Source organism: Candidatus Omnitrophota bacterium (genome assembly GCA_023819145.1).
In the GTDB taxonomy this organism is placed as follows: domain Bacteria; phylum Omnitrophota; class Gorgyraeia; order DTHP01; family DTHP01; genus JBFWKV01.
Window position 1 is genome coordinate 1 of sequence record JAMWCW010000001.1, and the last position, 13095, is coordinate 13095.

General features: G+C 37.1%; 13 protein-coding genes and 2 tRNA genes. 12 read left to right on the forward strand and 3 right to left on the reverse strand.

All coding sequences use genetic code 11. From position 1 onward, the window contains the following. The first annotated feature begins 195 nt into the window (after positions 1–195). From NC818_00005 to NC818_00050, 10 genes are all read left to right on the forward strand, one after another. On the forward strand, positions 196–1386 hold the full coding sequence (locus NC818_00005) for an ATP-binding protein (GenBank protein MCM8783153.1): 1191 nt from the start codon (positions 196–198) through the stop codon (positions 1384–1386). Between the two features lie 243 nt (positions 1387–1629). Next, positions 1630–2094, forward strand: a complete 465-nt coding sequence (locus tag NC818_00010) for a DUF134 domain-containing protein (GenBank protein MCM8783154.1) — start codon at positions 1630–1632, stop codon at positions 2092–2094. A 2-nt stretch (positions 2095–2096) separates the two neighbouring features. Further along, positions 2097–2294 carry a hypothetical protein gene (locus NC818_00015; GenBank protein MCM8783155.1) on the forward strand — a complete coding sequence of 66 codons (198 nt, stop codon included), beginning with the start codon at positions 2097–2099 and terminating at the stop codon, positions 2292–2294. Between the two features lie 11 nt (positions 2295–2305). Further along, a complete protein-coding gene (locus NC818_00020; protein MCM8783156.1) occupies positions 2306–2461 on the forward strand; it encodes a hypothetical protein in 156 nt (51 codons plus the stop codon). Position 2462: 1 nt separating this feature from the next. Further along, positions 2463–3173: an MBL fold metallo-hydrolase gene (locus NC818_00025; GenBank protein MCM8783157.1), complete on the forward strand. Its 711-nt coding sequence runs from the start codon at positions 2463–2465 to the stop codon at positions 3171–3173. 339 nt (positions 3174–3512) lie between these two features. After that, positions 3513–4367 (forward strand): tRNA pseudouridine(13) synthase TruD, encoded by an 855-nt coding sequence (truD, locus tag NC818_00030; protein ID MCM8783158.1) that lies wholly within the window; start codon positions 3513–3515, stop codon positions 4365–4367. Between the two features lie 118 nt (positions 4368–4485). Further along, a complete protein-coding gene (locus NC818_00035) occupies positions 4486–4680 on the forward strand; it encodes a hypothetical protein (GenBank protein MCM8783159.1) in 195 nt (64 codons plus the stop codon). Next, on the forward strand, positions 4677–5792 hold the full coding sequence (locus NC818_00040) for a hypothetical protein (protein ID MCM8783160.1): 1116 nt from the start codon (positions 4677–4679) through the stop codon (positions 5790–5792). Before NC818_00035 ends, NC818_00040 begins: the two co-directional genes overlap by 4 nt. Positions 5793–5796: 4 nt before the next feature. Continuing rightward, the gene (locus NC818_00045) at positions 5797–6375 is read left to right on the forward strand and encodes a YdbL family protein (protein ID MCM8783161.1); all 579 of its coding nucleotides are present in this window, start codon (positions 5797–5799) and stop codon (positions 6373–6375) included. A gap of 42 nt (positions 6376–6417) precedes the next feature. Continuing rightward, a tRNA-Leu gene (locus NC818_00050) sits at positions 6418–6500 on the forward strand. 143 nt (positions 6501–6643) lie between these two features. On the opposite strand, the gene NC818_00055 is transcribed toward NC818_00050, so the two are convergent. The 3 genes from NC818_00055 to NC818_00065 are packed head-to-tail and all read right to left on the reverse strand — an operon-like array spanning position 6644 to position 10368. Next, a complete protein-coding gene (locus NC818_00055; GenBank protein ID MCM8783162.1) occupies positions 6644–7576 on the reverse strand; it encodes a response regulator in 933 nt (310 codons plus the stop codon). A 2-nt stretch (positions 7577–7578) separates the two neighbouring features. Continuing rightward, positions 7579–9162 carry a GAF domain-containing sensor histidine kinase gene (locus NC818_00060; GenBank protein MCM8783163.1) on the reverse strand — a complete coding sequence of 528 codons (1584 nt, stop codon included), beginning with the start codon at positions 9160–9162 and terminating at the stop codon, positions 7579–7581. Next, positions 9163–10368 (reverse strand): FIST C-terminal domain-containing protein, encoded by a 1206-nt coding sequence (locus tag NC818_00065; protein MCM8783164.1) that lies wholly within the window; start codon positions 10366–10368, stop codon positions 9163–9165. 122 nt (positions 10369–10490) lie between these two features. Between NC818_00065 and NC818_00070 the strand changes: the two genes are divergently transcribed. Together NC818_00070 and NC818_00075 are read left to right on the forward strand one after the other, a co-directional pair. Then, positions 10491–10565: transfer RNA gene (locus NC818_00070), tRNA-Glu, on the forward strand. 13 nt (positions 10566–10578) lie between these two features. Then, the gene (locus NC818_00075; GenBank protein MCM8783165.1) at positions 10579–13032 is read left to right on the forward strand and encodes a glycosyl transferase family 36; all 2454 of its coding nucleotides are present in this window, start codon (positions 10579–10581) and stop codon (positions 13030–13032) included. Positions 13033–13095: the final 63 nt, after the last annotated feature.

The following is a 13095-nucleotide window of genomic DNA, read 5'->3' on the forward strand; positions in this document are numbered from 1 at the left end:
TTAACAAACCTAACGAGGATAACGAAATTAACGGACCCAACCTATTTATTACCATAGACAACCACAAAGTTTAAAGATATAATTACAACTGATATTTGCACGTGGAAGAGGAAGGAGGGAAAAATATCTTGACAAAATATGTCTTATCTTGTATATTTGCATTGTGATTGCAAACTTGCAAGAAAGGATGAATAGATGCCTAAGCGGTATATTAATCGTCAGATAGAGCATATACTTAAAACTGCGGTAAAGCAGTTTCCTGCAGTAATCGTTACCGGTCCGCGTCAATCAGGGAAAACCACCCTTCTTACACATCTTTTTAGTAAAATCCATAATTATGTAACATTAGATAACCCTAATATCCGTCTTATGGCTACAAAAGAGCCGGAATTATTCTTTGAGAATTATAAGCCTCCAATTATCATCGATGAAATTCAATATGCTCCTCAATTATTTTCCTATCTTAAGATAATGATAGATAAACAGAGGACCAAAAACGGACAATTTCTATTAACCGGTTCACAATTATTTCCTCTAATGGCAAAGGTTAGTGACTCTTTAGCAGGTAGAATTGCCACTTTAACTTTATTACCGTTTTCTGTAAAAGAGCAATTTGGAAAACAATCTATTTTTGGTTTAGAAACCATTAAAAAAATAGTGCTAAAAGGAGGATTCCCGGCGGTAGTGGTTAGAAGAGATTTAAATCTTGAATTGTGGTTTTCGAGTTACTTACAGACTCATCTTGAAAGAGATGTTCGGCAACTGCGCCAAATTGGTGATTTAGGGGATTTTCAGAGGTTTTTGGGGCTTATGACTGCCTTTAATGGTCAGGTTTTAAATCTTTCTAATTTATCACGAGATTTAGGTGTTGCAGTTAATACTGTCAAGGCATGGTTATCTATCTTAGAGGCAAGTAATCAATTAATTTCTATAAAACCGTTTTATTTAAATAAAGGAAAACGCCTAATTAAAAGTCCCAAGGTTTATTTTATAGATTCAGGACTACTTTGTTATCTTTCAGGCATTGTAAGTCTTGAGCAAGTTTTCAAAGGGCCATTATCAGGGCAACTTTTTGAAACCATCGTTCTTTCAGAGATTCTTAAGAGTTTCTACAATAAAGGAAAAATCCCGAAGGTCTATTGGTGGAGGACATCGTATGGTGAAGAGGTAGATTTTATCATAGAAGACAAAGGAAAGATTATTCCCGTTGAAGTTAAATTAACTTCCAAGGTAAATCTACAGATGTGTAAAGGCATTATGGCATTTTGTAAATTGTTTACTGAAAAAATTGATAAGGCTTTTTTGGTTACTCTTACGGGAGAAAAAGTGATTTTGAAAGATAAAATAACTGCTATTTCTTTCTCGGAGTTTACAAATCAACTCTAAATTGAATTAATAAAAATTAGCGCAATTTTCTTGACTTTCATAGGATTTTTTTATTGAATATCTACTTGAAGAGGTAGACAAAGTTTATCCTTTCCCAATAATTTTTGCACCCCGCCACAAGCTTTAATCCAGAATAAACCTTAAAAATTATCTCTGATATTTGCGCAAGGAAGGAAAAATTTTTTCTTGACAAATTTATTTAGTTAAATTATAATTAGCATATGCTAATTATAGGAGGTTTTTATGCCTAGACCGTTTATTCCCAGAAGAGTATGTTGTCAGCCACAAGCTAATTACTTTAAACCAAAAGGAATTCCTCTTGATATGCTTAGGGAGGTAAATTTAACTTTAGATGAATTAGAGACAATTAGACTGGCAGATTTGGAAGGTTTATATCAAGAGGAGGCAGCACAAAAGATGGGTATTTCGCGTCAGACATTTGGAAATACTATAGATTCTGCCCATAAAAAGATTGCTGATGCTCTTTTAAATGGCAAGGCTTTAAAAATAGAAGGAGGTGTGGTTAAAATGGTGGAGAGACATTTTGTTTGTTATGATTGTAAACATACCTGGTCTGTGCCTTATGGTGCCCCAAGACCTGTTGAATGTCCACAGTGTAAAAGTACAAATATTCACCGAGCTCCTCAAGACAGAGGTTGGGCAAGAAGAGGTTGTGGTGGTGGTCGAGGTAGATGTGGGAGGTTTTAGGGATGAGAATATGTATTCCTACGGAAACAGATAAAGGTTTAAAAGCACAAGTTTATTCCCACTTTGGAAGTGCTCCTTATTTTACTATTTATGATACAGAGAAAGAGACTATAGAGACAGTCACCAACACTAATACAGACCATCTTCATGGTAATTGCCAACCAATGAAAATACTTGGTACAAAAAAATCGATGTGGTAGTCTGTAAGGGGATGGGAAAACGGGCGGTTCAAGTGCTCAATGCTTCGGGGATAAAAGTATATCGTGTTGATGGAGAGACAGTAGATGAGGTCATAAGAGAATTTAATCAAGGCTTTTTAGAGGAAATTACTCCGGAAGATTCTTGTAGCCAACATAGATGTCATTAACGTGCAGATAAAAGCAATAGCTTTAGGTTCAACAAGATGGCAGCGGTTCATTCGCAGATGGGGTGTTTCGTTTTTAATTGATGAAGATATCCTCTTTGATACATTAGGCAAGCCAAAAGTATCCTTAAACAATCTAAAGAAGTTTAAAGTAAATCTTCCCAACATTAAACACATCATTATTTCCCACGATGATTGGGACCACATTTCAGGGTTGTGGTATCTGCTACCGAACCAAAAAGATGTTACAGTTTATATTTGTTTCGGTTTTAAACAAGAAATAAAACAGAGAATCATTTCTTTTGGGGTAAAACTTATTGAAGTAAAAGATATGCTCCAGATTAAGGAAAAGGTTTATTCTACAGGTGAACTATATGCTGAGTCAGAAGGTAGAAAAATATACGAACAATCCCTTGTGATAGACACAGGTAAGGGGTTAGGGCTGATATGCGGATGTGCGCACATGGGAATAGTAAATATAGTCAAATATGTCAGGAAACATTTTCAAAAAAATATTTACTGGCTTATCGGAGGTTTTCATTTAAAAAATAATACAGATGAAGAAAATAGCATTGTTATAAAACAGTTAAAAGAACTAGGCGTTTCTAAAATCGTTCCTACACACTGTACAGGAAAAAGAGCAATTAGACAGATGTGCAAAATATTTGACTCTGATGTTATTCAAATAAAAGAAGGAGATATTATAGAATTGTGAAGATTAAAAATAAGTATAAAAGAATAAAAAAATTTTTCTATTATGACAATCTTTGGAGGTCCATCTCAAAATTGTTGGAGTTATAGATGATTTTTATTCCTCATAAGAAGCCGTCTCTTCAATTTAAGATAAGAAAGTTTTTTAATCAAACCCACAAAAATGACGAATTAAGTGAAATTGACGAACTTAACCTATTTAATTACTATAGACAACCTACCAAGTTAAGAGATATAATTACACCAATATTTACAGGATTAACCAGCCATAAGAAGTTAAAATTTATCTAAAGTGTACCCAACGGCGATAAATCCTGTTTTTACACTTAATTATTAAGTTACGATGAAAATAAAAGTAAAGCCAGAAGATTTTATTGTAGATGAGGAAGCAAAAATTGAATTTAAGAGAAACGGCAAGTTTAAAGTTTATCTTTTGACTAAGAAAGGATTTAACACTATTGATGTGTTTATTAATTTGTCAAAAAAATTTAATATTCCCTTTAAGAAATTCGCCTACGGCGGAAGAAAGGATAGATATGGGTTGACTACGCAGTACATTACTGTCGAAGGCATTAGATTAAAAGATGTAATAGAGAAATCATTTAAATTAAGTTATCTTGGAGACACAGATAGGCCGATGGGGCCGGATTTAATTCTGGCAAATGAATTTAAAATAACCATACGTGACCTGCAAGAAGAAGAAATAGAGCATGCTCTACGACAATTAGAATTTGTCAAAGAATACGGCTATCCTAATTACTTTGATGACCAGAGATTTGGTAATTATTCTCGGCAACAGGGTTTTTTTGCGGAGAGATTAGTAAAAGGCGAATTTAACGGGTCTTTAAAAGTTTATCTTACCGCTGTTCATCCCCAAGACAAAAAAGCAGAGAAATGGCGAAAGCAACTATTCTTCAATAACTGGAGGGATTGGCATAAATGTTTGAATCTAGCAAAGACGAGTTTTGAGAAAGAAGTTTTTTTCGTTCTTTTGAAAGGGGGAAATAAATCTTTCTTAAGTGCTCTAAATCTAATTCCTAAGGATGAATTGAGTATACTCATATCTTCTTATCAGGCTTATCTCTGGAATCAGTTGGTAGAAAGAGTGGTTAGGTTTTATAACAAGGATTTATTAGAATGCCGGGGAAATTACTGGAGTTATTTTTTTACAACTCTAATGAGAAATTTGACCATCTAAAGAATCTCGTTATTCCTCTGGCTTCACAAAAGTCAGAGATGCCCGATATCTTAACCGATAGGATATACAAAGAAATTCAATTCTTAAAGAGCGTGGATTAAAACCCGCCTCTTTCAATTTGAGAAAATTCAGAAAAGTGTATTTTAAACCTACAAAAAGAGAAAGCGTGGTTATCCCCCAGATAAAAAATGTTCTTGTTTCCAGTGATGAAATCTATGAAGGGAGAAAAACTTTATATCTTCATTTCAGACTACCGCGGGGAAGTTATGGTACAATGCTAATTAAACGTCTAATGGCCAAGGAGTGTCTATGAGATATAAAGCCATTACCTTATTGGGCATTATTCTCATCTTCGTTTTGGCTCTTGTTCATTTACCATCTCTCCTTACTTATTTAGTAAAAAGAGAGATTCAGCGCAATTTTAAGGGTAGCGAGGTCAATTTAGAAAAATGTATCCTGAAGCCAAAAGAATTTCGTTTGGTTAATTTTGAGATTAAACAAGGAGATATTTTTAGTTTTAAGACAGAAGAGTTAAATATAGAATTTACCCCTCTTTCTCTTTTACAGAGAGAAATTAAAAAATGTGTTGCTAAAAAGGGGTTCTTTTTTCTAAATTTTGAGAGCTTCGGGAAGGGTTTTTCTGGGGGAGCACTTCCTTTTAAGATAAAAGCGTTAGAATTTAAGGATATAAATCTTAGTTTAAAAGCAAAAGATTTTGATTTAAAAGCTTACTTATTTTATGCGGAATTAAATCCGAATGAAGAATTAGTCAATTTTCTTAATTTAGGGGTTAATTATTTTTCTTTCCATGGTCTTGAGTTGAAAGACGCTTTATTAAAGATAAACCGTGGAGCGCAAGGAAGTTTAGAGATTAAATTCATTTCTTATGGCAATTTAAAGGTAGAGGACGTTAGAGGGGTTATTCAGTATCATCATAAAGATAAGTTAGCGCTAAAACCTTTATCAGCAAGGTTCTTAAAGGGCTATATCGACGGCGAAATAAATTTAGAACTGGGTCGTGAGTTAAAATACAATAGCAATCTGCTTTTTTATCAGCTTGATATGAAAGGGATTGAAGAGGCGTTTAAACTGGATAATAAACTACAGTTAAGTGGATTGCTGGGAGGCAGGTTTGTTATAGAAGGCAGGGGTTATAATTTAGAGGTTATAAAAGGAGAATTTTCTTCTCTTGGGCATGGAGGGACTTTGATTATTAAGGACAAAAATTTGGTAAGAAATTTGGCGGAGAAATCAGGACAATCTTTTGATATAATATGGGAGAGTTTTAAGGATTACCATTTTGACGAGGGAGACATAAAGATATTTTCGGAGAATCGTGATTTAATTCTAAAGATTATTTTGGAAGGAAAGCGAGGGAAACGCGGTTTAGAAATAAGATTACATGAATTTGAATGGAGGAGGTGATTATATGAAAAAGATGTTTTTGTTTCTATGCGTTATTTTTATCTTTGGCTGTGCCAGCGTTGCCGTAAAAGCACCGAAGGAGCCAATCAAAATAGATATTACCATGCGTCTGGACATATATCAACATGTACAGAAGGATATCAATATGATTGAGGATATGATTTCTGGAGGGAGCAGCAAGACTGATAAAATTAAAAATGAGACGAAATCAAGCTTTTTCTTGGGAGTTGCTTTTGCCGAAGAGGAGTTCTTGACCCCTGAGGTAGCGGAGGCGGTTTCCCGAAGGCGTAGCAGGACAGAACAGTTGAATATCTTGAAGAGAGAAGGCATAATTGGTGAGAATCGTTTAGGGTTGTTGGATATAAGGGAGACAGGAAAAGCCGATAATAATTTAGGCAATTTAATCAAGGAAGAAAATAATGACCGGATGATTATCTATAAAGCGATTGCCAATAAAAACAATATTTCTATAGAAGAAGTGCAAAAATTGTATAGTGGGCGTCTGCAAAAAGATTCTCCTTCGGGCACACCCATTGAAATTTTTAATGCCTCAAAAGGTAGTTATGAATGGAGCATTAAGTAATTTGCATTTTTCAGAATTTTAGGATAAAATAATTTTTCCTTTGCGAGGGTGGTGGAACTGGCATACACACAGGCCTAAGGAGCCTGGCTCTTTGGAGCGTGAGGGTTCAAATCCCTCCCCTCGCATTCGTTATTTGAGTTTCGAATTTTGAATAAAAGGAGTAGAAATGGGGAAAGTTTTATTAGTGGTTTTGATTGTGGTCGTGTTTACGCTTCTTTCTAAACGCTGTGTTTGTGGCAAGAAAAAGGAAGAGAAGAAGTAATTTCAGTTATGTTCCTCTTCTTTCCTTTACATAGTTTGACCCTTCCAGAGATTTGGCATATTCTTTTAATTCTGCACCGATCTGGGCAATTTCTGCCACATGGGAGAGTTTGCGTTTTTCATTGGTTACTACCGCAATGGAAATCGTCATAAGGGGAGTTTGCAGAGGATTACCTTTTCTGTCTTTTCCTAAAATGTATCCCTTTGAGCGGTCTTCCTCATCATATAGTTCAGGGACCATCTTATCAAATTCCTTGATGATGTAAGGGCAAAGGGTATCAACTTTATCGGGAGTAGTAATGATTATAAAGTCATCTCCTCCAATATGCCCGATGAAATCTTCTTTATTTCCTCTGGCTTCTGTTCCTTTAATTAAGACTCTTGCAGTCTCCTGAATTGCCCTGTCTCCACGTTCAAAACCATAGCGGTCATTGAATACTTTGAATTTATCAAGGTCTATATAGCAAACCGCAAAATTTTTATTCTCTCTGATGCGATTTTCAAGCTCATTTTGTATTGAGACATTCCCCGGTAGATGAGTCAGAGGATTGGCATCTAAATCTATCTCTGTCCTGCGCATAACCATCTTTACACGGGCTACCAATTCCATAGGTTCAAAGGGTTTGACAATATAATCATCCGCTCCTGAATCTATTCCTTTTATTTTATCGGCTGTTTCTCCTCGTCCGGTAAGCATAATGATAGGGATATGTCTTAAGAGGATATCTTTTTTTATGGCACGGCAGACTTCCGGTCCGTTAAGTTTAGGCATCATGAAATCAATGATGATTAAATCCGGAGGTCTTTTCGATACCTTATCCAAACCCTCTTCGCCGTCACCTGCTTCGGTAACTTCATAACCTTCTGCTTCCAGCACTATTCTCAATACATCCCTGATATCTGGTTCGTCGTCAACAATAAGAATTCTTTTTTTAGCCATGTTTATTTAACCAAATTTGGTCTTTGTTTTTCGGGTATAGTAAAACTGAAGGTGGTTCCTTTTCCTAAAGTGGAATCTGCCCATATTTTTCCTTTATGCGCCTCAATGATTTTTTTACAAAGTGAAAGTCCCAATCCTGTTCCTTTCTTCTCCCGATTTATGGGATTATCTGCACGGAAGAATTCCGTAAACAGTTTTGGAAGGTCCTCAGGAGAGATTCCAATTCCCGTATCGGAAATATCCGTTCTTATAAAGCCGTCTTCTCGCTTTATATTTATATATATCTTACCTTTAAGAGGCGTAAACTTTATTGCATTGCCCAGAATATTTATAAATACTCTTCTTAGATGGTCATAATCGGCGAAGATAGTATTGATGTTATCCTGAACTTCTAACTTTAATTCAATGTTTTTCTCTTCGATTTGAGGATTAATTAGTTCCAAAACATTGTTCAAAAGTTCTTTTAAGGGAATTTCTTTAATGTCCATCCCCACTTTACCTGCTTCAATGCGGGATATATCCAATAGGTCATTGATTAACTTTGCCAGTTCCGAAGATTGTCGGTCAATTCTTTCCAGGCGTTCCTTCTGGACGGGAGCAATTTCACCTAACTTTCCTGTAGCAAGTATCGAGGCGTATCCTTTGATAGAGGTAAGGGGTGTGCGCAATTCATGGGCGACTGCTGCTACAAACTCCGATTTTATTTGGTTAAGTTTTTTTAGTTCCTCGTTTGCTTTTGCCAGTTCTTTTGTCCTTTCTTTTACCCGTACTTCCAATTCCTGATAAGAATGCCAGAGTTGTTCATAGAGGCGGGAGTTTTCTATACCCTGTGCAATCTGGTTTGCTAAGATAGAGATAAGTTCTACATCTCCTTCTGTTACTCGGGAATAAAGCGATTCATTGCCCATGACTACTATACCGATTACAATTTCTTTTAGATATATGGGCACAATGATTAAGGAACGAATTTTTAAGAGTTCTATCAATTCTTTTTCTTCAGAATTGGCAAGTTCCGGTCTTTCTACGAGAATAGATTTACCTTCTCGGATAATATTTTTGAATTGGGAATGGTCTTCTATCTTTTTCTTAAATTGGGAAATGTCTTCTTCCACAAAGCCTATCCAATGTCTGCATTTTAACTTCTTTGTTTCTTCGTCTAATGTAATGATGAGGAATTTCTCAAAACCGAGTTTATGAATGAAATTTTCTTTAATAGAATTAAAAACCTCCTCTATATCAAAGGTCATATTTATGCTTCTTCCCAGCTCATGTAGCGTGTAGAGTCCGTTTATTTTCTTATCCAGTTCCTGTTGTATCTTGTTTAGCTGTAGGTCTGTTCTTACGATCAGTTTTGCCTGTTCATCCAATTCGTTATATGCCTGGCGCAACTTCTCAAAAGCGACTTCACTTACTTTTCTTTTTCTTTCCTCCGCTTCAATCATCCATAAGGCGGTAAGGAAAAATGCTACAAGGATTAAGATACGCATTATCTCTCCGGCATAGGGGCCAAAGATTTGATTGAGGAAAATACTGGCGATGATGCTGAGTACTGCGGTGATAAACAAAATGCTTGTCTTTACACCCATTTATTCTCCTATGGCTAAAACAGTAAAGGAAGCGTTTTGAAAATAAGTCTGTCCGATATTTATCTCCGAAGTAAGAGGAGCCTGTTCACCGTATGTATAGAATCCGGCAAGCGGGGTATTTTTGCCAAAAACTTCTCCCACTACTTCTATCTCATTATACTTATATCTCCCTAAGAGTTTTTCACGGGATATGGAACTGAAGGCAATTACTATTTTAGGTTTAGCACCATGGAGGTTTTTAAGGGAAGTGAGCGCAGCGTGAGAAGCAGCCTCAAGGACTGAATCCTTATTCCCAATCATCAAACGAATTTCCTCTCCCTGAGGAACTTCCGCTCCACAGACAAGGGCACCTTCTTCGGTAACCGTGTAGGGATTCCTTAATAAATACTCTTCCTCTCCGGCTATAGCCATACCCAAAGGATAGAGAATAGCTAAGCTCGCGAGCGGTTCGGTTTTTAATTCCATAACCTCTGTGCCGAAATATTCCTCATATATTTTTACTGCGGGTTGATTATCTATTTCATAGATGATATTAGCTATTGCTTTTGTTACCTTGTGGGGTTTTCCTAATGGCTTCCAACCATGGCGGGAACCTATGCCAAAACTTAAATCTCCCCCCATCAGTACCCCTACAACGCTTTCCGAGAGCACCAAACGGTGGCAATATTGATAGGTTTTTCTAAAAAGGAAGTCATCTCCCGAAGACCCGCCGACAATGGGAAAACTTCTTCCCAAGATTTCTTGGATTCCTTTTAAAACATCTGCACAATTTCCTGTTAAGCCATCGGGAAAAATCACAAATAGCTTTCTTCTCAGTTCTCCTTGGGCACCGCTTTCAAGAAATTTACGATTGGCGCTTAAAGCAGACTTACGCCCAGCATCATGCGAGTTTCGGTTTATTCCTTCTCCCCAACCGAGAGCGAACTGGAGTTCATCAGATTTTAGCAGCACCACCGTTACCGAATGTCTTGCTACTCCCAAAGAGGTAAACTCTCCCGCCGTGCTTGAACCAACCAGAGGAGTTTCTTCTAAAATTGATTTTATTCCCTCTATAGTTTTTTCCTGCTCATGCACTGCAGAGATAAAGGCAAAAGCCAAATGAGGATAATCTTCTTTTAAGTCTCTTAAAGCAATTTTTGCTGCTTCTTTACCTGCAGAAAAACCTGCGGGATTTTTACTTTGTCCTATGCCTACTTTTAAAGCCATAATTTACTAAATCATAGAATAATCGTTTGCATATGTCAATAAATTTCTTGACATTAATACCTTAGCCTAATAAAATAAAATACCTAATTTTACATTTTGATTTTCACACTTTTGGACTTTTTGGCCCCATCGTCTAGCCCGGTCTAGGACGGGAGATTCTCAGTCTTCAAACACCGGTTCAAATCCGGTTGGGGCTATTAGGAGGAACAAATGTCAAAAATTGAGGGAGGAAACAAAATGAATGAGGTATTGGTAAAAGGAAAGAGGAAGGCTAAGTCAATGAAGGAAGAGGAGATGAGTTTAAAGACAGATTACGGATATTTTACAAATGATGGTAAAGAATATGTAATTATTAACCCCCAGACTCCTATGCCTTGGATTAATGTGATTTCCAATGGAGATTACGGTTTTGTTCTTTCCCAGACGGGCTCAGGTTTCTCTTGGTACAAAAATGCAAATTTAAGCAGAATCAACCGCTGGGACCAGGACTTAATTACCGATACCTGGGGTAAATATATTTATATTCGTGATGAAAAAACAAAAAAGTTTTGGTCGGTGTCTTGGAAACCTACATGTCCCTCCTTTAAAAATTATAGAGTAACCCATGGGATTGGCTATACGAAGATTTATTCTTTATACGAAAACATTGAACAAGAACTTCTGCTTTTTGTTCCGCTCGAAGAACCTTTGGAGATTTGGTGTCTTAAATTGAAAAATCTTTCCCGCCAGGCACGCAAGTTGAATATTTTTTCTTATTTAGAGCTTCTTCTGGGAAATGCTATGGACCCCCACCGTGAATTTCAGAAGACATTTATTGAAACCGATTTTGATAATAAAACAAAAATATTCTGGGGAAGAAAAAGAAAGATTCCTGTCCCTGACCATATCTCTACTGGACTTTCCGAATACCCCATTTCTTGCTTCCACAGTGTGAATATTGAACCCATTGCCTATGAAGGAGAAAAGCGTAATTTTATTGGGATGTATAGAAATCCTGCTTATCCGCTTGCCTTAGAAAGAAAGAAACTTACCAATACAACGGGGAGATGGTTTGATTCCGTCGCCAGTTTACAGGTAGAGCTTAAACTTGCTTCTCAGGAAGAAAAGACTGTTGTCTTTATTTTAGGCTCTTGCGAAGATGAGAATTATGTTAAAGAATTGGTCAAAAAATACAGGAATGTAGAAAAAGTAGAAATGGCTTTTCAGAAAACAAAAGATTTTTGGGAGGGTTTACTTTCGGGAATAAAGGTAGAAACTCCTGACCCTGCCTTTAACTTTATGACCAATTACTGGTTAAAGTATCAGGCAATTTCCGGAAGGCTTTGGGCAAGAACCGCCTATTACCAGTCTTCAGGTGGCTTTGGTTTTCGTGACCAGTTACAGGATTCCTTAGCTTGTCTTCCTTTAGCACCCGAGCTTACCAAGAAACAGATTATGCTCCATGCCGAGCATCAGTTTACGGATGGCACAGTTTATCATTGGTGGCATAACCTTTTGGAACGCGGTGCCCATACCAATATGTCCGATAATCTCTTATGGTTAGTCTATATTACTCTTCATTACCTGAATGAGACAGCGGATTTCTCTATCTTAGATGAAAAGGTGAAATACGTTGATGGAGAATCTGAGCCAATATATAATCATTGTATTAAAGCAGTGGATAAAGTTCTTTCTCGTTTTTCTCCACGCGGACTTCCTTTGATTGGAGCGGGAGATTGGAACGATGGACTTTCCAGTGTGGGTTTAGAGTGGAAAGGCGAAAGCATCTGGTTAGGACATTTTCTCTATGGGATATTGCAGCAATTCGCTCCCATTTGCGAAAAAAGAAACGATTTTGAAAGAGCGGGTAATTATCGGAAACGCGCTGAGGAATTAAGGGAAAATATCAACAAATACGCTTGGGATGGTGCTTGGTATATAAGAGCAACCAAAGACAATGGAGAAGTTTTAGGTTCTTCATCCTCGAAAGAAGGAAAGATTTTCCTCAATGCTCAAACCTGGGCAGTGATTCATGGAACCGCTACGCCGGAAAGGGCCAAAGAATGTATGGACTCGGTAGAGAAACATCTTTTGCGTGAATACGGACCTTTACTGTTTTATCCAGGATACACTCAACCCGATAAAGAAATCGGTTATCTTTCTCGTTATGGTGAGGGCTTAAGGGAAAATGGGGGAGTCTATACCCATGCAGCCACCTGGACGATTATTGCGGAAGTGATTTTGAAGCGACCAGAGAAAGCTTATGAGGTTTATTCCAAGATTTGCCCCGCAAAAAGAGGGTTAAAACCAGAGATTTATATGGCAGAACCTTATGTTACACCGGGTAATATTGATGGCCCGCAATCTGCCTATTTTGGAAGAGGGGGCTGGACTTGGTATAGCGGTTCGGGTGCTTGGTTATTCAAGGTGTCCTGTGAGTGGATTTTAGGTATCCGCCCCACATTAGAAGGTTTATTAATTGACCCCTGCATTCCCAAAGATTGGGCAGGTTTTAAGGTAGTCAAGAGATTCCGTGGGGCAACTTACGAGATAGAGATAGAAAATCCCCAAAAGGTAAGTTTCGGAGTAAAAGAAATACTTCTTGATGAACGAAGGTTGGAACACTCCCTTATTCCTGCGCTTTCTGATGGCAAAACCCATCAGGTGAGAGTGGTTTTAGGATAGATATTTTTATCCCTTGACAAAATTCAAAAAGCGTGTTATACCTTTTAAAGAAAGTTTCTTACT